Source organism: Bradyrhizobium sp. (assembly GCF_017881085.1).
GTDB lineage: Bacteria > Pseudomonadota > Alphaproteobacteria > Rhizobiales > Xanthobacteraceae > Bradyrhizobium.
The window spans coordinates 1-22223 of the sequence record NZ_JADGRI010000019.1 but is presented as its reverse complement, the minus strand read 5'-3'; the positions used below and the strand labels follow the sequence as shown (position 1 = coordinate 22223).

At 62.0% G+C, this 22223-nt stretch carries 20 protein-coding genes; 8 read left to right on the top strand and 12 right to left on the bottom strand.

The window, feature by feature from the left end; all coding sequences use genetic code 11:
- The first annotated feature begins 69 nt into the window (after positions 1 to 69).
- From QZ213_RS03510 to QZ213_RS03495, 4 genes are all read left to right on the top strand, one after another.
- Complete coding sequence (locus tag QZ213_RS03510; RefSeq protein WP_291684664.1) at positions 70 to 939, top strand: NAD(P)-dependent oxidoreductase; 870 nt, start codon at positions 70 to 72, stop codon at positions 937 to 939.
- A 140-nt stretch (positions 940 to 1079) separates the two neighbouring features.
- Positions 1080 to 2678, top strand: coding sequence for a HAMP domain-containing sensor histidine kinase (locus tag QZ213_RS03505; RefSeq protein ID WP_291684663.1), 1599 nt, complete (start codon positions 1080 to 1082; stop codon positions 2676 to 2678).
- 46 nt (positions 2679 to 2724) lie between these two features.
- Positions 2725 to 2934, top strand: coding sequence for a DUF1289 domain-containing protein (locus tag QZ213_RS03500; RefSeq protein WP_291684662.1), 210 nt, complete (start codon positions 2725 to 2727; stop codon positions 2932 to 2934).
- A 25-nt stretch (positions 2935 to 2959) separates the two neighbouring features.
- Positions 2960 to 3466 carry a TIGR02281 family clan AA aspartic protease gene (locus tag QZ213_RS03495; RefSeq protein WP_291684661.1) on the top strand — a complete coding sequence of 169 codons (507 nt, stop codon included), beginning with the start codon at positions 2960 to 2962 and terminating at the stop codon, positions 3464 to 3466.
- Positions 3467 to 3477: 11 nt separating this feature from the next.
- Here the strand turns inward: QZ213_RS03495 and dusA are convergent, their stop codons facing one another.
- Complete coding sequence (dusA, locus tag QZ213_RS03490; RefSeq protein ID WP_291684660.1) at positions 3478 to 4467, bottom strand: tRNA dihydrouridine(20/20a) synthase DusA; 990 nt, start codon at positions 4465 to 4467, stop codon at positions 3478 to 3480.
- 1113 nt (positions 4468 to 5580) lie between these two features.
- On the opposite strand from dusA, the gene QZ213_RS03485 reads away from it, so the two are divergent.
- On the top strand, positions 5581 to 7581 hold the full coding sequence (locus QZ213_RS03485) for a sigma-54-dependent Fis family transcriptional regulator (protein ID WP_291684659.1): 2001 nt from the start codon (positions 5581 to 5583) through the stop codon (positions 7579 to 7581).
- A 77-nt stretch (positions 7582 to 7658) separates the two neighbouring features.
- Here the strand turns inward: QZ213_RS03485 and QZ213_RS03480 are convergent, their stop codons facing one another.
- The 10 genes from QZ213_RS03480 to QZ213_RS03435 all read right to left on the bottom strand — a co-directional run bounded on the left by QZ213_RS03480 (position 7659) and on the right by QZ213_RS03435 (position 17496).
- Positions 7659 to 9287 (bottom strand): molecular chaperone GroEL, encoded by a 1629-nt coding sequence (locus tag QZ213_RS03480; protein ID WP_291684658.1) that lies wholly within the window; start codon positions 9285 to 9287, stop codon positions 7659 to 7661.
- A 26-nt stretch (positions 9288 to 9313) separates the two neighbouring features.
- Positions 9314 to 10078 (bottom strand): iron-sulfur cluster assembly protein, encoded by a 765-nt coding sequence (locus QZ213_RS03475; RefSeq protein WP_291684657.1) that lies wholly within the window; start codon positions 10076 to 10078, stop codon positions 9314 to 9316.
- Between the two features lie 5 nt (positions 10079 to 10083).
- Positions 10084 to 11124: an amidohydrolase family protein gene (locus QZ213_RS03470; protein WP_291684656.1), complete on the bottom strand. Its 1041-nt coding sequence runs from the start codon at positions 11122 to 11124 to the stop codon at positions 10084 to 10086.
- A 99-nt stretch (positions 11125 to 11223) separates the two neighbouring features.
- Positions 11224 to 11583 carry an MmoB/DmpM family protein gene (locus tag QZ213_RS03465; RefSeq protein ID WP_291684655.1) on the bottom strand — a complete coding sequence of 120 codons (360 nt, stop codon included), beginning with the start codon at positions 11581 to 11583 and terminating at the stop codon, positions 11224 to 11226.
- Positions 11584 to 11646: 63 nt separating this feature from the next.
- Positions 11647 to 12711: an aromatic/alkene monooxygenase hydroxylase subunit beta gene (locus QZ213_RS03460; RefSeq protein ID WP_291684654.1), complete on the bottom strand. Its 1065-nt coding sequence runs from the start codon at positions 12709 to 12711 to the stop codon at positions 11647 to 11649.
- A gap of 75 nt (positions 12712 to 12786) precedes the next feature.
- Positions 12787 to 13824, bottom strand: a complete 1038-nt coding sequence (locus QZ213_RS03455) for an FAD-binding oxidoreductase (RefSeq protein WP_291684653.1) — start codon at positions 13822 to 13824, stop codon at positions 12787 to 12789.
- Positions 13825 to 13929: 105 nt separating this feature from the next.
- Positions 13930 to 15603, bottom strand: coding sequence for an aromatic/alkene/methane monooxygenase hydroxylase/oxygenase subunit alpha (locus QZ213_RS03450; protein WP_291684652.1), 1674 nt, complete (start codon positions 15601 to 15603; stop codon positions 13930 to 13932).
- 173 nt (positions 15604 to 15776) lie between these two features.
- Positions 15777 to 15947, bottom strand: coding sequence for a hypothetical protein (locus QZ213_RS03445; RefSeq protein WP_291684651.1), 171 nt, complete (start codon positions 15945 to 15947; stop codon positions 15777 to 15779).
- A 77-nt stretch (positions 15948 to 16024) separates the two neighbouring features.
- Complete coding sequence (locus tag QZ213_RS03440) at positions 16025 to 16321, bottom strand: hypothetical protein (protein ID WP_291684650.1); 297 nt, start codon at positions 16319 to 16321, stop codon at positions 16025 to 16027.
- Positions 16322 to 16452: 131 nt separating this feature from the next.
- Positions 16453 to 17496: an NAD(P)-dependent alcohol dehydrogenase gene (locus tag QZ213_RS03435; RefSeq protein ID WP_291684649.1), complete on the bottom strand. Its 1044-nt coding sequence runs from the start codon at positions 17494 to 17496 to the stop codon at positions 16453 to 16455.
- A 319-nt stretch (positions 17497 to 17815) separates the two neighbouring features.
- Here QZ213_RS03435 and QZ213_RS03430 point away from each other — a divergent pair, with 319 nt between their 5' ends.
- From QZ213_RS03430 to QZ213_RS03420, 3 genes are all read left to right on the top strand, one after another.
- Complete coding sequence (locus QZ213_RS03430; RefSeq protein ID WP_291684648.1) at positions 17816 to 19696, top strand: sigma-54-dependent Fis family transcriptional regulator; 1881 nt, start codon at positions 17816 to 17818, stop codon at positions 19694 to 19696.
- A 49-nt stretch (positions 19697 to 19745) separates the two neighbouring features.
- Positions 19746 to 20165: an SseB family protein gene (locus tag QZ213_RS03425; protein ID WP_291684647.1), complete on the top strand. Its 420-nt coding sequence runs from the start codon at positions 19746 to 19748 to the stop codon at positions 20163 to 20165.
- A gap of 586 nt (positions 20166 to 20751) precedes the next feature.
- Positions 20752 to 21360 carry a hypothetical protein gene (locus QZ213_RS03420; RefSeq protein ID WP_291684646.1) on the top strand — a complete coding sequence of 203 codons (609 nt, stop codon included), beginning with the start codon at positions 20752 to 20754 and terminating at the stop codon, positions 21358 to 21360.
- Between the two features lie 373 nt (positions 21361 to 21733).
- On the opposite strand, the gene QZ213_RS03415 is transcribed toward QZ213_RS03420, so the two are convergent.
- The coding region (locus QZ213_RS03415; protein WP_291684645.1) for an autotransporter outer membrane beta-barrel domain-containing protein at positions 21734 to 22223 on the bottom strand (490 nt) is incomplete at its 5' end.

Genomic DNA, 22223 nt, shown 5'->3' with positions numbered 1-22223 from the left:
CCAGTCTGCCGCCCTCCTCCAGAACACGGTCCGGCACAATCAATGCCGGCGAAACCCCAAGGTACACACATGGCTAAAGTCGCTTTTCTTGGTCTCGGCGTTATGGGCTTTCCGATGGCGGGGCATCTGGTGAAAAAAGGTGGCCACGACGTCACGGTTTTCAACCGCACGGGAGCCAAGGCCAAACAATGGGCCGAGAAATTCGGCGGCAAGACCGCGGCGACGCCCAAGGCCGCCGCAGAGGGACAAGACTTCGTGATGTGCTGCGTCGGCAACGACAATGACCTGCGCGCGGTCACGCTCGGCGCCGATGGCGCCTTTGCCGGCATGATGAAGGGCGCGACCTTCGTCGATCACACCACCGCGTCCGCCGAGGTCGCGCGCGAGCTCGATGCGGCGGCCGCCAAAGCAGGCTTCAAGTTCGTCGATGCGCCGGTGTCCGGCGGCCAGGCCGGTGCTGAAAACGGCGTCCTGACCGTGATGTGCGGCGGCACCGAGGGCGCCTATGCGGGCGCCGAGCCGGTCATCGCGGCCTACGCCCGGATGTGCAAGCTGCTCGGGCCGGCCGGTTCCGGGCAACTGACCAAGATGGTCAACCAGATCTGCATCGCAGGCCTCGTCGAGGGCCTTTCCGAAGGCATTCATTTCGCCAAGAAAGCGGGCCTCGACGTCCAGGCGGTGATCGACACGATCTCGAAGGGCGCCGCCCAGTCCTGGCAGATGGAAAACCGCTACAAGACCATGAACGAGGGCAAGTTCGATTTCGGCTTTGCGGTGGAATGGATGCGCAAGGATCTGTCGATCTGCCTCGCCGAAGCGCGGCGCAACGGCGCCAGCCTGCCCGTCACCGCGCTCGTCGACAATTTCTATTCGGAGGTCGAGAAAATGGGCGGCAAGCGCTGGGATACGTCCAGCCTGCTCGCGCGCCTGGAGCGCTGACGCCGGGGGCCGCCCCAGAGTTAATTTAACCTCCGGTTAGGGTAATTCTTTAGTCCTTTAAGGCAGCTCTTAAGGATTTAGCGCCACTGATAGACAATGCAAAAGCCCGCGCCGTTCGCGGGCAGGATTTGTGTTGTTTGATGAGTAAACCCGCCGATAAGCCTGAAGTTGTCCAGCTTCCGGTTGAAACGCCCGTCGCAGCGCCGGCAAGTAACCGCCGCGCGGCGTCGCAGCGGGTACGCGAGGCCCGCGATCGGTTAACGTCGACCTCGGGAACCCGCCCCGCCTTCGACCGCGAACTGCTCCGGCAATATGCCCAGACTCGGATCTCGGCGTCCTATGTCGTCATGCTGCTGGTGGTGGCCACCGGCCTGTTGTTCGGGTTCTGGATGCAGCCGATCTCGGCGGCGGCCTGGACCTGCGGCATGCTCTGCGTTCACGCCGTCATCATTCGCCATTGCGCGCGATTCCTCGCCGAATCTTCCTCGCTGGTCGCGACCCGCAAGTGGCGAACCCGGTTTGTCCTGCTCGATCTCTTGTACGGCCTGAGCTGGACCGCGATCCTGGTCCATCCCGCCGGCCTCGACGTGGTCTCGAACACGCTGATGATGTTCCTGATGCTGCTGGTGATCGCGGTATCGAGCATGCTCGCGGCCAATTTGCCGATCGCGGCGCTGGCGGCGACCGCGCCGGTGACGGTGGCGATCGCGCTGAATTTCGTGCTGAGCGGCACCTTCGACAATTACGTGCTCGCGGTGCTGGCGCTGGCGGCGGAAGGCTATTTCGCGCTGCTCGCCCATCGCCTGCATTCGACGACGCTGGCGACGCTGGAGGCACGGGCCGAAAAGGACGCGCTGATCGGCGAACTGGAGCAGGCCAAGGCGATATCGGACGAGGCCCGCCATCGCGCGGAAGCGGCCAACGTCGCGAAGTCGCGGTTCCTGGCGCAGATGAGCCACGAATTGCGCACGCCGCTGAATGCGATCCTCGGATTCTCCGAGGTGATGAAAGCCGAGATTTTCGGCGCACATACAGTTCCCGTCTACAAGGAATATTCCGCCGATATTCATAATTCCGGCGTGCATCTGTTGAACCTCATCAACGAAATTCTCGACCTGTCGCGGATCGAGGCCGGACGATACGAGCTCAACGAGGAAGCGGTGTCGCTGGTGCATGTGGTCGCCGACTGCCATCATCTGTTGAAGCTGCGCGCCTCCAGCCGCGGCCTCACCATCCATGAAGTGTTCGAGCAGGGCATGCCGCGCATCTGGGGTGATGAGCGCGCGATCCGACAGATCGTGCTCAACCTGTTGTCGAACTCCATCAAGTTCACCCCGCAGGGCGGCGAGATCTGGCTGAAGGTGGGATGGACCGCGTCGGGTGGACAATATCTCAGCGTCAAGGATACCGGCTCCGGAATCGCCGAGGACGAGATCCCGGTGGTGCTAGCCTCCTTCGGTCAGGGGTCCAATTCGATCAAGTCGGCCGAACAGGGCGCGGGATTGGGATTGCCGATCGCAAAAAGCCTGATCGACATGCACGGCGGCACCTTCACGCTGAAGTCGAAGCTGCGCATCGGCACCGAGGTCATCGTGACCTTCCCGCCGGAGCGCGTGATGTCCGCGCTCGCTCCGATGACGGAAGAAGCTCCGCCGCTGCAGCCGGAAAGCAGCGGTTTGCCCGAGGAGAAACGCCGGAGCCGCCACAAGCCGATCATGAGCGCCGGCACCGGCTTGTAACGGGAGCGCTTGCGCAAGACGACCGAATACGCTTCACAATTCGAGAATGAGCAAAGAAACGCCGTGCATCGCAGTCTGTATGATCGATCCCAGAACCAGCCTTTGTTTCGGCTGTGGCCGCACCTTGCCGGAGATCGCGCGCTGGCACCGGATGGAAAGCGCCGAGCGGCAGGCGGTGATGGCGCAGCTCGCCGGACGCATGGCCGATGCCGGGCTGGCGCCGCCCGAAATCACGGCCCGTCCAAAGACCGGCTGACACATATTTGCGCGGGAGGCATGCTGTGAGTCGCGTTCTGCTCGTGCTGTTGATGCTGGCGGCAACCGCCGGCGCGGTGGTGGCCTACAAGGATCCGGAACAGGTGGCGCGCGCCAGCGACACCGTCGCGGACATGCTGCGCAAGCGGGCGCCGACCCGCGGGGTGCAGATCGCCCGCGGACAGGGCGGCGAGTTCGCGCTCAAGGCCAGGATCAACGGCGTCACGGCCCCGATGGTGATCGATACCGGCGCAACCTCGGTCGTGCTGACCTATGAGACCGCCAAGGCCGCCGGGCTACCGCTGGAGCTGCTCGAATATGACGTCGACGTCGAGACCGCCGGCGGACACACCAAGGCGGCCCGGCTGACGCTCGACCGCCTGGCCATCGGCAAGCTGGTCGAACGGTCGGTGCCGGCGCTGGTGGTGCCGCACGGACAGATGAAGACCAATCTGCTCGGCATGAGTTTCCTGGACCGGCTGGAAAGCTGGGAAGTGCACGCCGACCGGCTGATGCTGCACGGCTATCCGTAGGGCGCCGCCTCCTACGCGGCGATCGGGGCCGCCGCGCGATGCTCGACCAGCGCGATCGCCTCACGCAACACGTTCGCGCCGGCGTCCGGCCTGACGCCGTTCTCGGCGAGATGGCGGCGGAACGCGCGAGCCCCAGGCACCCCGTGAAACGCGCCGACGAAATGCCGCGTGATTGAATGCAGTCGCGTGCCCTGCGCGAGCTGGCTCTCGATGTAGGGCATCATGGCCTCGAACACGTCCTTCATCGTGGTGAAAGGTGCCGCCTCCCCGAACAGTTCGGGATCGACCGACAGCAATCGCCACGGCTCCTGATAGGCCGCGCGTCCCAGCATCACGCCGTCGACAAGGCCGAGGTGCTGCTTCGCTTCGGCGAGGCCGGCGATGCCGCCATTGATGATAACAGGCACATGCGGCATGGCGGCCTTGAGGCGATAAACCCTGTGATAATCGAGCGGGGGGACGTCGCGATTTTCCTTCGGCGACAATCCACTGAGCCAGGCCTTGCGAGCGTGGACGATCAGCGCATCGGCGCCGGCGGCGACGACGCATCGCGCCAGTTCATCGAGCGCTGTTTCCGGATCCTGATCGTCGATGCCGATCCGGCATTTGACGGTGACGGGAATGCCGACCGCCTGCTTCATGGCCTGCACGCCCCTGGCGACCAGCGCCGGCTCGGCCATCAGGCAGGCGCCGAAGCGGCCGTCCTTCACCCGGTCCGACGGACAGCCGACATTGAGGTTGATTTCGTCATAGCCGAAATCCTCGCCGATCTTCGCGGCCGCCGCGAGATCGGAGGGATCGGAGCCGCCGAGCTGAAGCGCGACGGGATGTTCACTCGGATCAAAGCCGAGCAGCCGCGCACGGTCGCCACGCAGGATGGCCCCGGTCGTCAGCATCTCCGTATAAAGCAGCGCCCGGGCCGTCATCAGGCGATGGAAGACGCGGCAATGCCTGTCGGTCCAGTCCATCATGGGTGCTATGGCAAAACGCCGATCTAACATGTTGTTTTCTAACCAATTTATCACCTTGTCGGTCCAATCGATTTTGGTCCGAGGGACGATCTGAAGCGCCAGAGCTAAAGCATTTTCCTTTCTTTTCAATGGCGCGTCAGATCGCTCTATTATTTGCATTTATTCTCAGCCGGCCCAGTCTTGCATATCAGTGCCAGAATGCCCGCGCCGTAGCGCGCGTCGACAAGAGCTTTAGCTGCGTACCCAGGGACCGCGGCTCAACGTTGGCGATATCTTCGCAGTGGGTGCTATTCCCAGACCAAGTCCGGCATTCTCGCGAGGAACAGCGGCTCGATAGCGCGGCCGATGCCGAGCAGTTGCCAATTCCCACGACTTTCCCGATCGCCCCGCTGGACCAAACCTCAGCAGCGCCAGCCTCTGCTCTGCCCGGGACTATTCCGCGGCAAGGACTTGCCGCTGGCGCGGGGAGCTTCAGCTGATCCCAGACATGATCAATAGCAGGCTGAAAAGACCTGGCCCAGCAAAGGCCAAAACCCAGCTTAGCGTGTCGTCTTCAAATGGCCTTGGGTGTTCCTTCAGCGCCGCGATCAGGCCGGGGCGATCGAACTTGGCGACATAATCGTGGAAGCCGGCTTGCGGCCGCGCTCTGGAATTGTGCGCTGCAAACTTTCTTCGATAACATGACCCATCGCACCTTTGATCTATTTGTAATTGCAACAAATCCCTGCCAGGCCGGCCGACGCACATCGAGTTGCTACTTCCAGATCAAGGCTAGTTCTCGACGTTTCGCACGCATCGATCAAGTTCGAACGCAGCAAATTTCACCGTCGGTTCCTTCTTTGCGCCCGCTGTCAACACGTGTAGACTGGAAACTAAAGTGGAAGGCGGACCTAAGATCCGCGTGTACATCTGGGAAGCAAACGCGGGATGGATTGTTTGGTCGGATGACGCCGTCGATGCCCTCATGAAGGCGTCGGCAAATCGCTAGACTCGATCCAGGACCTCCCCATTCGTGGGGCCTTGATGAGTTTGGAACTTGCGTCATGCCAACGGTGGTCGCGACAACCAGCCCAAATTCAGGTGATTGATCCCAAGGCCTGTTGCACTTCAGGTCTTGGACGTCGTGGCGTCAGAGGATCGGGCATGAACCAGCGAGACGTGCGGGCCGCGTGGGAGACATTCGTCGAGCGCGGCGCGTTGCCGACCGATCTCAGACCGTCGGTGGCGAACTCCTGGCAGAGATCGAAGGACCACCGCGTCACCGTCGATCGGGCGATGGCGCCGCTGGTCGCGGATGCGGAACTGTTTCGCCACCGCTCCAAGCACGCGGCGCTGCGGCATGCCGCCCGGCCCGCGCTCGAGAGTTCGCGAACCTTCCTGAGCGACGCGAATTCGATCATGATCCTCACCGATCCTTCCGGACTGATCATCGATACCCAGGGCGACGCCAGGGTGATCGAGGCCGGGCGGACGGTTCATCTCGAGCACGGCGGGCGATGGAGCGAAGCCGATATCGGCACCAATGCGATCGGGACCGCGATGGCTGAATCGAAGCCGGTTCAGATCCACGGCGCGGAGCATTTCTGCTCGCAGGTGCAGCGATGGACCTGCGCAGCGGTTCCGGTTTACGATCCCACCGACGGCGAGTTGCTCGGCGTGGTGGATATTTCCGGACCCGCGAACACGTTCAATCCGCAGAGTCTCGCTCTGGCGGTTTCGGTCGGCCAGCATGTGGAAAGCGTGCTGGCACGCTCGATCAAGCAGGATCACGAGATGCTGCTGCACCACTTCATCGCCAAGAGGTCGATCTGGGCGAATGATGATTGCGTGTTGGTGGACCGTCGCGGCACCATCCTGCATGCCAGCGAACAGGCGCTGAAAGCGATCCGCGGCAACCGCCGCGACGCCGGCGACGAGCCGCCGACCCGCTTCTTGAAGACGCTGGGCTTCGACGAGTGGCCGGGCCGGCTGAAAGAATTGCTGCCGAATGCGAGCTTCGATTTCGTCATCAGCGAAAGCGCCGGGATCGGCGCGATCATCGCGCTTCACGCCCCGCGACGCGCGGCAAGCGCCGATCGCGGCGTTGCGAAGCTGGGATCGGCGCACGAAACGCGGCAACCTGCGGATTCGGCGCCCGCTGCGAGAGACCTGACGTCGCGATCACCCCAACCTGAGCATTCCGCCCGACCCAAGCCTCAAGATTCGCGTGCGACGGAGCCGGCGCGGCGGGATCCTGTTCAGCCGCGATCGTCCCCCATTGGTTTCGTCGCGTCCGATCCGACCGTGCAGGCGATCGTGCGCCGGGTCGAGACCGCCGCCGCCCGCAGGATGCCGATCCTGATCCGAGGCGAAACCGGCACCGGCAAGGAACAATTGGCCCGTCACGCCCATGCCGCCAGCGGGCGGACCGGCGCCTTCGTCCCAGTCAATTGCGCCGCGCTTCCCGAAAGCCTGATCGAGGCCGAACTGTTCGGCTATGTCGACGGCGCATTCACCGGGGCCCGACGCGGCGGCGCGATCGGGCTGGTGAAGGAGGCGGATCGCGGCACCCTGTTCCTTGATGAGATCGGCGACATGCCGATCGCGCTGCAAGCCGTGCTGCTGCGTCTGCTGGACGACTGGACCGTGCGCCCAATCGGCGGGGCCAGAACCAAGGTCGATATCTTCCTGGTCTCGGCGACCAACGCCGCGCTCGACAAGGCGATCGCAGCGGGGCGATTCCGCGCAGACCTGCTGTACCGCCTCAACACGCTCGAAGTGACGCTGCCGCGACTGCGTGAGCGCGCCGACTTCGAAGCCATCGTGCAGCATCTGCTCGATGGCATTGATCCCACTTGTGAAATCGCATCGCAGACCATGGCCGATCTCGCGGCGCGGCCCTGGCCCGGCAACATTCGCGAGTTGCGCAATATCCTGGCGCGCCACACCCTCGCCTGCTCCGACTGCCTGCTCGACCAGTCCGGAGTGGCGGTCCAGATCGGTCAGGTCACGCACCCAAAACTCTGTTCGTTGCAGGAGATCCAGCTCGCCAGCATCCGGACGGTCCATGCAGAAACTCGCGGCAACGTCAGCGAAACCGCGCGACGCCTCGGCGTCTCGCGAAACACCGTCTATCGCGCGCTCGGACAAACGACGCCCCGATGACGGCCGCCGCCTGAACCACCGATCGCGATCGCGTCAGGATCGCTCCGGAAATCTCCGGATCAGGCAGCGATGACCAATCAAAGCAACTCGGCGCCCCCGCCCAGCGCCGGCCCCGAGGTCGGATCGTAATTGTCCGGCTTCTTGGCGATCAGCGTCTGCGTGGTCAGGATCAATGCCGCGACTGAACCGGCATTGCGCATCGCGCAGTAGCTGACCTTCACCGGATCGATGATGCCAGCCTTGATCATATCGACTGTCGTGCCGGTGCGGGCGTCGAAGCCGTAGCCATTGCTGGCTTTGACAACTTTCTCGACGGCGGCGGTGCTGTCGCGACCGCAATTGGCGACGATGCAGGCGAGCGGCTGGCTGAGCGAGCGCTGCACCAATTCGGCACCCTGCCTGGCGCTGCCCTTCAGGCGCTTGATCAGCCCGTCAAGCTCCGGCGCCATCCGGATCAGCGCCACGCCGCCGCCTGGCACGACGCCCTCTTCGATCGCCGCGCGGGTGGCGTTGATCGAATCCTCGATCAATTGCGCGCGCCGCTTCTGCTCGACCGGCGTAGCGCCACCCGCAAGAATCATCGCAGTGCCGCCGGACAATTTGGCGAGTCGCTCCAGGAATTTGTCGCGCTCGATGTTTTCCGGCGCGGCGTCGTATTGCCGGGACACCTGCTCGCGCCGGGCCTCGATCACCTTGGGCTTGCCGTGGCCCGCGGTGATCAAGGTCTTCGACGATGAGATCCGCACCTGGCGCGCGGAGCCGAGATCCTCGAGACCGGCCCGCTCGACGGTGCCGCCAAGATCCCGGGAGATCACCCGGCCGCCGGTGGCAACGGCAATGTCTTCCAGCATCGCCTTGCGCCAATGGCCGTATTCCGGCGGATGAATCGCGGCGACCTTGAAGTTGCTTTTCTCACGCCGCGACAGCAGCATCATGATCACCGGCGGCGCCACTTCCTCGGCGATGATCAGAAGCGGCCGGCCGCTCCTTTCGATCAGCGCGAACACGCCGTTCAACTCGTCGATCGTCAGGATCTTGTGATCCGTCATCAGAATGTACGGCTCGTCGAGCACCACCTGCATGCGCTCGACATCGGTGACCATGTGGTGCGAGAGATAGCCGCGCTCGAACGCCATGCCCTCGACCACCTCCAGCGTGGTTTCGACGGTCGACCCGAACTCGACGGCGACGATGCCATGATTGCCGGCGCGCTCGAACGCCTCGGCCACCATCTCGCCGAGCCTGGCGTCATTGACCGCGATGGTGGCGATAGCGCGAATGCCTTTGGCGCCATCGACGCTCTTGGCGGACCGCTTCAGCGCGTTGATGGTCTCTTCCACCGCCAGTTCGAGTCCCTCGACCAGTTCGACCGGATTGGCGCCGGCCGCCAAGAGAGCGAGCCCATCCTGCACCAGGAAATTCGCCAGCACGGTGGCAGTGGTGGTGCCGTCGCCCGCAACTTCGTTGGTTTGCTTCGAGACCTCGCGCAGCACCTGGGCGCCCATATTCTCGAACGGGCACTCCAGTTCGATTTCGCTGGCGATGCTGACGCCGTCGCGCGAGACGATCGGCGTGCCTATCGGCCGGTCCATCACCGCATTCATGCCCTTCGGGCCAAGCGTGCCGCTGACGGCTTTCGCCAGCTTTGCGACGCCGCGCCCCAGGGCTTCGCGCGCCTGGGAATCATGTAGCATCATCTTTGCCATCGTCGTCTTCCTTCTTGTTGCACGCGCTACGCGGATACTTTGGGCAGTTCGGCAGATTGTCCGGCGCGCCGGGGCGTGAGCGGCGTTGCGGTATCGAAGCGGGCATGCAGCAGACCGCGGCACAATGCACTGTTGAATTCCGCGTTGACGTCAACGCGCCGCAGCGCGCGAACGTAGGTCGGCAACGTCTCGGTCTGCAGCGGATCGCCGTCGGCGTCGATGAACGCCAAGGTTTCGGCCACCCCGGCGACCACCGGACGCCGCTCCAGATAGCGCGCGAGCAGCTTCCCGCCCGCCTCGTCGAATTTCACCGCGGTAAGTTGGCCGAGCGTCAGCTCGACCAACGCCGCGGCCGGATAGCCCGCCGCGATCAGATAAGCGAGCAACGCGGCCTGCCGGCGCTGGAATGCCTTGACCAGGAACGTGCGCCGCAAATCGTCGAGATCGCCGTCGGCCTCGACGCCGAACGTCTCCTGGAAGGAGAGGCCCTGCGCCAGCCCGGCATTGATCTTGTCGGCATACATATGCTCGCCAAGCGTGACGTTGACAGCGCTGACCCATGGCAGCTCCTTCACTGCCATGCGCATGTCGTCCGCCATCAGAAACGAGAAGTTGGCGGCGCACCAATAGGTCGGCAGCCGGAACTCGATGTGGACGCGGTTCTCGGCGTCAACATCGGCCCGGGTGACGAATTCGAGGTCAGTGACCGGCTCGTCGAGTTCAGGGTCGGTTACTGTTTGCAACCGGGCCCAGACTTCGGCCTTGCGATCGGCGATTGTCTCGGCCGTCATGCTGGCTACTCCGCTGCGCGAGCGGCGCTGAGATGGGCATAGCCGCCCGTCGCGCCGATCTTGTTCTTCTGCGCCTCGATATCGACATTGTAGATGCGCGCGGCATTGAGGCCGAGGATCTTCTTCTTGTTCTCGAGGGTGAGGACGGAGCCGGTTTCTTTGGTCATCTCCTCCGGAATTTCGAACTCCATGAACTTGTCGATCAGCCACTTCGGCGTCCAGATACCGTAATCGCTACCGTACAGGATCTTGTCGGGGCCGATCCAAAACAACAGCTCCGCCATCACATGCGCGAAATATGCCGGCCGCGAATGGATGAACGGGAGCGCCACAGCGATACCGGCATAGACGTTGGTCTCCTGGGTGGCGATCCAGCAGAAATCGTCGAGCCGCGGCAGGCCGCAATGTTCCACGATGAAGTTGAGATCCTGGAAAGCAGTCGCGACGTCATCGACATCCCCGACGTCGAAGGCGTCCTTGTTCAGCGGGATGATCGTCGGGCCCTTGTGCACATGGATGTTCTTGATCCCAAGCTTCTGCGCCGCCTCGAGGAATTTGTAGGTCTTCTTGTCGTCGAGTCGGTAGCCTTTTGATTCGCCGCGCCATTCCGCGGTGTAGAGCTTGACGCCCTGCAATTTGTACTTCTCGGCCTTGGCGTGGAGCTCTTCGAGGCCCTTGTTGCCGTCGCGCGGATCAAACGCGCCATTGAGGATGAAGCGCTCGGGATGACTCTTCTTCAACGCCGAATTGCGCTCGGTCGTGTTGAAGCCGTTATTGTAGAAATCGGTCAGATAGGTCGGCTGCAGAATCGCCATGTCGTCGTACCCGTAGATAAACAGATCGTCGTGCATGGTCTTGGCGTCGTATTTCTCGAACTTCTCCAACGGCCATTTCTCCGCCGGCGGGCTGAGATTGGAATGGTAGGCGTAAAAGCATTCGATGAACTGCTTGCCATGAATGTTCTTCTGGTTGGCGGGGCTGCCGTCCCAGAAATGGGTATGCCCGTCGATCACAAAGATGTCTTCTCCGGATGCCGTCCTGTACATCGCGCTTCTCCCTATCCCGCCACGTTGGGCATATTGAATTTTGATCGTTCGATGACTTAACGCAAGAAGCCGGGCCGGCGCGCGCCGGCCCAGCTTGCTTCAGTGTTCGATGTAGGCCAGCGCTTCGTTCATATCGCCGAAGCAGACCACGGTATCGTCGTCGACCATGACCATGCGGCCATAGTGGGTCGACGTCGAAATCTCGAAGATATAGGGCGTCATCTCGCGGCCCAGGGCCTCGCTGATCTCGCTCATCTTGAACTCCAGCTTGCCCTCGCCGTCGATCCGGATCATCGCGGGCATGTAGGTGACGGTCACGCCCTTCTTCTTCTCCATGACTTCAGCGATGGCGCGAGCCTCGACGCTATCGTTCATGGTGACTCCGCACTGGTGGGATATCGTGTCTTCAAACCGGATGTCCTTCATCGATTTGAAGATATTCGCATGTACGTCGGACATTTCATTCTCCTGAATGGGTGACTGGCTTGCGCCGGTTTCGGATTTGGTTCAGCGCAGCGCGTGTCACGGCGTCTTGAGGCCGATTTGCGCGCAGATCGCCTCGATGCGGTTCTTCGCCAGAGCCTGGGCCTCGGTGAAGCTCGATACCTTGACGCGCGGCTGCGACCAGATCGGCTGCAAATTGGCCGCGGCTTCGTGGGCCAGGGCGCCGTGATGGGCCATCCAGCCGTTGAACAGGCCCTTGTTATGGACGCCGTGATCCTTGTCATGCGTCAGCATGTGGATCAGCTCGACGGTGTTGGCGAGGTTGCGCTCGTAGTCCGCTTCTGCCGCGGCTACCACCGACGGGGTCGCGAAGTCGCCCTGCGACGCCGCCATCTGCATGATGAATCCGCTGCGGAACAATTCGCCGACCAGCGGCTCGAACACCAGATTGGTCGCGAAATACTGTTCGAGGAAGTCGGTCGCGCCCATGATCGCTTCGATCGATTTTCGCGTACCCTGCCAGATCGGATCCTCGAGCCAATGCTTCTTGCCGGCGTTATGATCGAACCCTTCGAGATCGAGACCGATCTCGGCGAGATAGAGCGTCAGATCCTGGGAGAAGCGCAGCTTGTAGGACGAGTTCGTCAGAATCGCGTTGTTGACCATCTGGGTGTAGCCGTAACGCTGCGCCTGCATCAGCGAGGTGCCGAGCCCGAATTCGGCATGCTTGTAGGCGCCGAGGTGATCCTGCAACACCTTGACCCACGCCTTGTCGAAGCGCTTCGGCGCGCCGGATTTGCGCGCGTTTTCGATCACGCCCTGCACCATGCCGCAAATCGTCGACTGCCGCTGGTAGTGCGTGCGTTCCCACTCCTGATCCACCGCGCGGAACTGATGCCAGTTAGAGCTCAGCGCCTTCGTCCAGGTCTTGGAATAGGTCGGCGTACCGTCGGGGAAGGAAATGATCCAATCCTGGAGCAGATAACGCTCCGGGTCGGGCTGGACATCGACCGTCATATCCTCGTAGTGGCTCGCCTTGCGACCCTTGGGTTCGAAGTAGTTGTACTTGCGGCTGTCGGAACCCGCAAATATCGCGGCGCCGGCGGCGCCGGACTGATGCGCTTGCTGTGGGGTAACGCTCATGTTGTCCTCCCTGGAGATGTTGTCTTCACTCGATTGTTCTTGACGTCTGTTGTGCGCGGTGGGGCAATCGGGCCGTCACCGCGTGGCTGGCGTAAACTTGTCGAAATAGATATGATCGGGCTCAACGTTGTTCATCTGCAAGACCGGCAAGACCGCGTCGATCATCGGCACCGGACCGCAGGCATAAGCGTCGATGACACCGCTTAAAGCCTCAGCGCGAAGACGGCGCTGGACGACCTCATGAATGAAGCCGGTCTCACCCTCCCAGTTGTCATCAGCCGTAGCGTGCGACAGGGCGGGGATGAACTGGAAATCCGGCAGTGCCGCTGCGATCGCGGCGATTTCGTCGAGCATGAACAAATCCGCGCGGGTTCGCGCACCATAGAAGAACCGGACCGGGCGCTGCTCGCCGCTCTGCACGTGGTCGGAAAGCATCGACCACAGTGGCGACATCCCCGATCCGCCGCCGATCAGCAGCATTGGACCGCTGCGCGCCTCACGCCGGAAGCAGGTCCCATAGGGCCCCTTTGCCTTCAGAGTCGTTCCTGGCTGCAAGCCGTCAAGCTGCGAGGAGAATGAGCCCTCAGGGTATTTCTTGATGATGAACGAAAGATGCGTTCCATTCACCGGCGCATTGGCCATCGAAAACGCCCGCGTAACACCGGCGTCGACAAGCGTCAAATCGACATATTGGCCCGCCCAGAATTTCAACGGCTTGTCGAGTTCGACTTCGAGCAGCCGAATGTCATGGGTCAGCGGCACGACTTTGGTCAGGCGGCCGCCGAACTCCTTCACTGCAATCGCGTAGGACAACAGGTCTTCGTCGAAGTTCAGCAATTCGACTTCTATGTCGCTGTAGGCGTGCGTCTTGCACAGCAGAATATGCTCGGTCTCGCGCTCGTAGTCTGGCAAGGCGAACGTCGAGTACTTCAGCAACTCGATTTCGCCGCTGATCAGCTTGGACTTGCATGAGCCGCATTGGCCTTCCTTGCAGCCGTGCATAAGGGCGATGCCCTGCCGGAAGGCGGCGTCGAGAACGGTTTCCCCCTCCTCGACATCCATCTCGATGCCGACCGGCTCGAACCGTACCTTGTAGAGTGTGGCTTCTGACATACTTCCCGGCCTGCATCGAAACGAAGCAATTCTCAACGCAGCGTGCGTTGATACGCTGGCGGATCGAGGGGACCGCTTATGCGGCCCCCTCTCGCCCGATTAGGCTTAGTTGCAGGGGTTGATCTTGAACCCCTTGCGATATTCCGCGATGGCGGCGTCGCGTTCGGTGCCGGCTTTCAAGGCGCGGAAGCTCCGCAACGGGCTGCCGAGCGTGTTGCCGCGGATGTGGTCGAGCGTCCACATATCCTTCTGCTCGAAGCGCAGATGGGGCTGCGGCACCAGGGTCTTGCCGTCGGAGCGGACGAATCCGAGATCCACCATCGCGTCGGCATGATCCCAGCCGTGGTAGCATTCTTCCCATTCACGACGTCCGCTGAAGCGGCCCATGGCGGGAGTGGCACGGCCTTCGTATTCGGCAGCGAAGGCCACCTTATGGGTCCAGCGGCAGCCTTCCGAGCAATAGGTGTACATCTTGCCGTCCACCTCATCGCAGCAGAAGTCCTCGCGGATCAGGCAGGGGACCATGCAGCTCCAGCAGCGATGCGGATAGACGTAGCCGACGTCGCCGTTGAACGCGATGTTCTTCTCGCCCGGGACCGAGAGCTTGGCGTGCCATTTCCAGAAATCGCCGAACTCGGCGTACCAGCCCGGATACTTGTGCTCGAACCACTCGAAATCCTTCTCGGTCTGGGCTTCGATGCGCCAGAAGTTGAACGACCAGCCGACCGTGAAGAACTGCGCGGTCTTGTGGACGTAGTTCTTCTTGACGATGCGATCCCAGGCGGCGGCGACGTCGTCGTGATGGATCTTGATGCCGTATTTCTCGAGCGGCAGCATGTAGGTGCGATAGTAATCTTCATAGATCCAGCGGTGCCAGAGCTCGGCGTAGGACTCCTTGTTCTTGTCGCGATTGGTGGTGCCGTATTCGATGAAGGTTCCGATCGCGGCATCGACGATCGCGTGGTTCTGCCAGAACGCGTATTTCAGATCGCGCTCGAGCAGTTGATGGTTCGACGGATCGTGGATCATCGCCATCAGCATCGAGTGGCCGTTGCCGATGTGACGAGACTCATCCGATTGCACCGACAGGAACACGGTCGGCAACGCATAGTCGCCGTTACGGGCAGCTTCCGACGGCATAGCAACGAACAATGTGTTGGTGAAGGCCGTCTCGGCGACCACCGTCAGATAGATGTTGGCGGCGGTGATGGCGTCGCCGGTCAGGAAGCCTTCGGCAAACTGGCGCCCGATCGTGGTGGCGTAGCACTTGCCGAATGCGGCTTCCGTGATGTCGAACCCGGCCGGGTCGATATAGTTTTCCATGTACCACTTCTTCAGATTCATCTGAATCGTAGAGTGGCGGAATTCATCGACCATCTGCATGGTGAAGCCGGTGCGCAGCTCTTCGCCGGGCGCCAGACGTCCGACCATCGCCATCGAGCGGGCCGCGGAGATTTCCGGGAACGGGATGATCGCCAGGAACAGCTTCATCCATTCGACCCAGCGCGGTTCGACGTTGCGGAACATGTCGCCGCGGAGCGCCGCGTCGAGCGCGCCGTAGACGCGGTTGTCCTTTTCTTCCTGCATCGGGAAGTAGGACCGCAGCACCTGCTTCATGGGATCGCGCGGAACCTTGGAAATCTTGTAATCGGTCGGGAAGGTCATCGCTTCCTGAACGTAGCTCGGCGTCCAGCCCAGATCGGACACCCGATTGGCGGCCTCCGCGGTACTGATGCCTTTCTGGCTCACAATCTTGTTCAGCGTCAGAGTCTCAGACATTTCCTTCTCCCTTGAACATTGAGTTTGACTTAACTGCTTGCCGTGAATGCCGAACGACCGCTTGGTTCACTGCACTCTTCAAATCCGCCCCGCGTAAGAGGTGTTCGGTTCGGATTCCTTGCTCTTCTGTTCCGACCTTGCGGTTCGGACCGGTTCGATAGCGTCCGTCGTGTCTAACTGTCTCCGGCGGCTGGCTTGGTCAGAGGCTTGCCCTCGGCGATGAATCTCGCCGTGAGGACCAGTGTGCCCATGGCGAAGTCCTTGCCATGCTTGCCGATCATCGCCTCGGCGATGCCGGCCAACTGAACGAAAAAGGCGTCTTTCGATTTGTCTTCTTCGCTCAATTCGATCCGCTCGGGCGGCGCCGCGCTGCCGTTTCCAGGCGAAGCTCTTCCCGCAGTCTGTATTCCGCTCTTGCTCATCATGCATGCCCCGATCGCTTGTGTTCATCACTCGATGGACCGCTCTCGAATTCCAGAAGCGCCACGTTGAGCCATTCGCGCTCGGCGACGAGGCGCTCGTGCTCGACCTGGAGCGCCTGGAAACGCGCGGTCGCGCGTTCCATCTCCAACAAGGCTTCGACTCCGGCGCCCGGCAGCGCGTTGTCGCGCAAGGCGCAGTGCATCTCGATTTCCGCGCCGCCACGCGCGCTATCGTTCCGCAGTTGCAGCTCGTTGTTGCGGATCATCGCCTCGATCAGCTTGTGCCGCGCGATCATCCGATCCCGAGCCCGCTGCCGTTCGGCAGCCTGCTCTGCAGTCAGTGGAGGCTCACCCCCGTCATCATTCCTCATTGTCATTGCGCCCACGCAGTATTCCGGAGAGAGGCGAACCGGCTCGCAATTGGTCGTCATGGAATCAGCACGGCGCGGCCATGGATGCGTCCATGGTGCAAATCGTGCAACGCATCGTTGGCCTGGCTAAGTTTGTATTCCTTGGTATGAAGATCGACGAGGCCGCGATCCGCGAGCGCCATCAGCTCGACCAGCTCGGCGTAGGTGCCGACCAGATTGCCGACGATGGTCTTTTCCGAGGTGATCAGGTCGATGGTCGGCAGCTCGATCTTGCCTCCGTAGCCGACGACATAGTAGTAGCCGTCGTTCGCCGTCATCGCCAAACCCCGGGCGACGGCCTCGCCCTCGCCGACGAAATCGATCACGGCTTCGGCGCCGCGGCCGCCGGTCTTCGCCAGCACGGCTTCCACTTCGTTGCCGTCGGCCTTCACCAGGTGATGCGCACCGCAAGTCTTGGCGAGTTCGAGTGACTTGTCGTCCCGATCGATCACAATGATTTCCGCGGCGCACAAGGCGGCGAGAACCTGAATGCCGATATGGCCGAGACCGCCGGCGCCGATCACCGCGACATATTGGCCGGGCAACAGATGGCGGGAGGCTTTTTTCGCAGCGCGGTAGGCGGTGAGACCGGCATCGGTGTAGGGCGCGACATCCTTCGGCGCCAACGTCTTCGGCAGCTTGATCAGCGAGCGCTGCCCGGTCAGCAGATATTGCGCGTAGCCGCCATTCGCGTTGATGCCGGGAAAGGTGCTGTCGAGCGCGTGCATATCGTTGCCGCGCCGGCACGCCAGGCAATGCCCGCTGGTCACCAGCGGATGGCAAATGACGCTGTCGCCGACCTTGATGCCTTCGACGCCCGGCCCGATCGCCTCGACCCAGCCGGCGTTCTCATGCCCCATGATATACGGCAGCTTGACATCGACCTTGCTACGCCAGATGCCTTCGACGATATGCAGGTCGGTGCGGCAGACGCCCGCTCCGCCGATCCGCACGATCACATCCGAGGGTCGCGTGATCTTCGGATCCGCCACATCTTCGTATTTGACAAATTCCTTTGCCGTCAGTTTCTCGTCGAACGCATGCAAAACTGCGGCTTTCATCAGCGTTTCACTCCCTGAACAATTTTTCGTTTTTGTCGTGTCGCGTGATCGATTGAATAAGAAGGACAGCAAGAGCCGTGCCAATGAGTTAACGGCTTGCGCTACAAGAGATTATCGATGTTGCGCGCGGAGTTTTCCGATCCGCATCGGACCAGACCTGGATACGTTAGTGTTCCGCGACGGAACAGTTGGGAGCGCTGAGAGACGTTTTGAAGTCGTCGCAATTCACCCGAAGTTGTGAGACAGTGTTTGCACTGAGAAGCCGTCAACGGCCAACGATCCCGAGGAAACCGCCGAAAACTGTCAGGGAGGACAGTCCATGTTGGTTGCGAGTCGGCGCGTCGAAAATGCACAGATGGCGCTTGAGCAGGGCGGCGCACCGCCGACCAGATTCTTGTCGGTCGATATCTACGATAGCTGGATGCGCTGCATTTCGCTCGGCCTCGACATGCGGCGGCCGCCGCCCCCGGAATTCGTCAGCCCCGCGATGCTACGGCAGGAGCAACAGCGCTGTTCGCTGGTGCGCGGTCTGGCGCTGGCGGAAATGCACACGCTGCATCAGCAGATCTCCGGTTCGAATTTCATGGTTGCCTTTGCCAGCGCCGAAGGCCTGTTGCTCGACATTATCACCGACCGAAGCTTCAGCGACGCGTCGGACGCAGCCAGCATCCAGCCCGGCGCGGTGTGGACCGAACGGTTCTGCGGCACCAACGGCCTCGGCACCGCGGCGCATCTGAAGCGGCCCATCGCGGTGCATGGCGATCAGCATTTCTTCCCGCGCTACAACAACCTGACCTGCGTCGCGGCGCCGATCTTCGCGCCCGACGGCGAGTTGACCGGCATTCTGGACGCCTCGTCGGATTGCCTGTCGCGCCAGACCCACACCCAGGCGCTGGTCGCGATGGCGGCCACCCAGATCGAGAACGGCCTGTTCCGCGAATATCATCGCGGCAATATCCTCATCGCTTTCCACAATCGCGGCGAATATCTGCACACCCTGAGCGCGGGCCTACTCGCCGTCGATGAGGACGGCAAGATCCTCGCCGCCAACCGGGCCGCGCGCGTGTTGCTGCACGGCCTGCCGGCCTCGCCCGGCCGGCGCTTCGTCGATATCTTTCGCACCGAATTCAGTCGCTTTGTCGATGAGGGCCGCCGCAAGGAGCGACAGGGCCTCGAGGACGACGTCGGCAGCCAGTTCGTCGCGACGATCGAGAACACCCGGCAGTTTCCGATGGTGCAAGCGGTGGCGAAACCGCGCCCGGCGCCACCGAAAGCGATTGCGCGGGAGTTCGTCTCGGCTGACCTGACGATCGCCGGCATCGTGCGCCAGGTCGAGACCGCGGCGGCGCGCAAGATGCCGATCCTGGTGCGCGGCGAAACCGGAACCGGTAAAGAGCAATTGGCGCGTCACGCCCACGCCGCCAGCCGCCGCGCGGGGCTGTTTGTCGCGGTCAACTGCGCGGCACTTCCTGAAAGCCTGATCGAAGCCGAGTTGTTCGGCTATTCCGAGGGCGCCTTCACCGGCGCCAAGAAGGGCGGCTCCGCGGGATTGTTCAAGGAGGCCGATGGCGGCACGCTGTTCCTCGACGAGATCGGCGACATGCCGGTGACGCTGCAAGCCGTCCTGTTGCGTTTCCTCGACGATTGGACGGTGCGCCCGGTCGGCGGCAGCAAACGCCAGGTCGATGTTCTCCTGGTGTCCGCCACCAACGCCAATCTCGACGAGTCGATTGCCAGGGGCCGCTTTCGATCCGACCTGCTGTTTCGCCTCAACACCCTTGAGGTGACATTGCCGCCGCTGCGCGAGCGGTCCGACTTCGCCGACATCGCGCGGCATCTCATGGCCAAGATCGACCCCTCAGCCGGCCTGACCCAGGGCGCGATCGATCGGCTAGCCGAACTGGATTGGGACGGCAATATCCGGGAACTACGCAACGTGCTGTCCCGGTTGTCGCTGAATGAACAGGGCGGCCTGATCGGCGAGGCCGCAGTGGAAGCGATCGTCGGACATCCCCGCAGCAAGCGATTGTCCGGCGGCGGATCGGCCAGCGGTGGACTGAAGAGCGACCTGCGCGATCTGCAGCGCGCCCATCTGCTGACCGCTTACGCCGAGTCCGGCAACAACATCAGCAAGACTGCGCGCCGCCTCGGCGTCTCGCGCAACATGATCTATCGCGCGCTTCGGGAGAACCAGGACTGACGCTACTGTGAGATCTTCGACCATCAACGAATGCCGTGAAAGGATCGCCGTGTTTGAACCGCAAAACAGTCTCGAAGCCCTGATGCAGGCCGCGTCCAAGGATCCCGGCGTCGCGCCGGCGTTCTATCAAGCGCTGCTGGAAACCGAGATCTACCTTTTGACCCCGGAAGCGCCCATGACCCCCGGCCGCCGCCGGTCGCTGAAGTACCAGGAGAAGATCAACGTCGCGACCGTCGATTTCCAGGGCCTGAAGTGGCACCCGGCCTTCACCTCGAAGGCCCGGATTTCCGATTACGTCAAGGAGCCTGAAACCTGTCTCGGCGCCGTCGCCCGCAACCTGTTCGAAATGTTGCCGCACTCCAATTTCTGGCTCAATCCGCTGTCCGAATGTCAGAAGCCTCTGCCCGCCTCCGAGATCGCCCTCTTAACCAGCGGGGAGATCTTTGAGGTGCTCAAGAAGGCGAAATAGAAAATAGAGCGTCAGAGACGCAGTCTGTTTTCAGCCGGCCCAGTATTCAGTGCTAGAATTCCCGCGCCGTCCCGCGCCTCGACAGAAGCTTTAGCTGCGCGCCCAGGGACTGCGGCTCGATGTTAGCGATATTGTCGCAGCCGGAGCTGCTTCGCCTCTCACGAAGCGCAAACGGGGCCAAGCGACAGGGCGTAACACCGCCTCTCGTATCCAGTGATCGATTGAGACCCGCCCAGGTCCCCACGCAATGATGCCGAGCGCCATCGCTGCGGATTTCGCCGCTTGAGCGGATATGTCGCTGGCTTGTCCCGCCCCCGCTTCGGCCACGCGTTGCTCGCCGAACAATGCGATCGCTATCTGGCGACAGGTCTTTTCCGCCAACCTTTCGTCAGGCGCGATCAGCGCATGCTCAGGCGTTCCTCATTGGCAAAGCGTGAGTTGACTCAGGCCAGGGACGCGACGCGCCGTCGATCGGGCGACAAGAGGCGGATGAAGGGGTCAATGATTGCCTCTCGTATTAACCTTAATTGGTCCGCGTCCTCCTTGTCTCAAGGCAGGCACGTCTAGGTGGCACTTCTTTGTCTGAATGCGCCTGCAAGCAGCCTTCAGCGGCGAAGTCGAGCCCTCCGAAAACCCTGCAGATACAAGCATAGCGATATCGTCGCTGCGGCAGCAAAAATGCTCCAGCATAGACCGATTGGTGGACGCAAGCCGGCGTGAATGCAGTCATATCGCGGTATGGCCCGTCTCGGGCATCAACAAACCAATGACCTACAGAGGAGGTTCGCGCGGCCCTCGTATTTCAAGCCGGCCGGCTGCGAAGTGCTTCTGTCATGACGAGGTATTCATCGTGATGATCTCTCTTCTATTCTGCGCGAGCGCTTCGTCAGGGCTTGCAATCGGGTTTATCTGCTTCCGAGCGGTGGCGATCCTGCTTGTTTCACCGTTCGTCGCGTTCTTACCCGCGGCTCTTCTTCTCTACCATGGCTTCGGGCTGATATTTGGTGTGATGATATCGGCAGCCTGTCTTGCAACTCTCCAAAGTCTGTATTTGGTGGGTGCATTGATGCGGAGTTTGATGATGGACAATGAACAAGGCAAAAGCTCATCTTCGAATGCAGTATGCTCCATCCGGCGCCATCCCGGCATGAATCATGACGCCATTCGCCGGATCGAACCCGGCCAGGTTGAATAGTCGTATTTGCAGCGAAGCATCCACACGATAAGGAACACGTTCGAGACAAATAATGACGCGCCCGCCATGCTCCGAGGGCACGATCGAGAGTCTCCCCGACCTGGCAAACGCGAACCCGTAGCTTTGGTCCGCGGCAACCTCGGCCTTCACACCCATGTTTGCGGCGAACGATTCGACCACCAGCGTGGCCATCGTGGAGAATGAAGCCATCATGCGCCTTGTGGAAATTCTTCGGCCGACTGCGCCGCGGTCGGTTGGCTCTTGTCGTCGAACTGGATGGAACTGCCAGGGAATGCGCAAGGACGGTGCATCGCAGTTACGACCATGATGCAGCAATTCGCCGATTGAGCCTTCGAACGTGCCCGGTCAATTGTCAGAACGCGACCCGCACGCCACCCTTGGCGGTGCCGATGCGGCTCTGGTCCGACATCGCGATGCCCTCGACCGCGCCGAACACCGCGACGTTGGCGCGGACGTGATAGTCGAACCCGGCGCCGGCCACGGCGCCGACGGTGCTGCCCTTGCCCGGCGTCGCGAAGGACAGGTTCTGCCCGATCAACACGGTGCTGATGGTGCTGTCACCCACGCGCTGCTGGGCGATCACCCCGCCATGCACGTTGGTCTTCAGGCTGTGGTCGCCGCCGAAGAAGGTCGTCGTCCTCGACACATCGAGTTCGGCGCGCTCCTCGACATCCTGCAGCGTGCGGCTGCCGACCGACAGGCCCTGCGCCGAACCCGTCTCCGAGTAGCCGTCGAACATTCCCGCGACATAGCGCAGCCGCGCCGTCGGCGTCAGCACATAGCCGTTGCCGATGCCGGTGCGGAAGCCATAGGCGATCTCGGGAGAGATGAACCAGCCATTG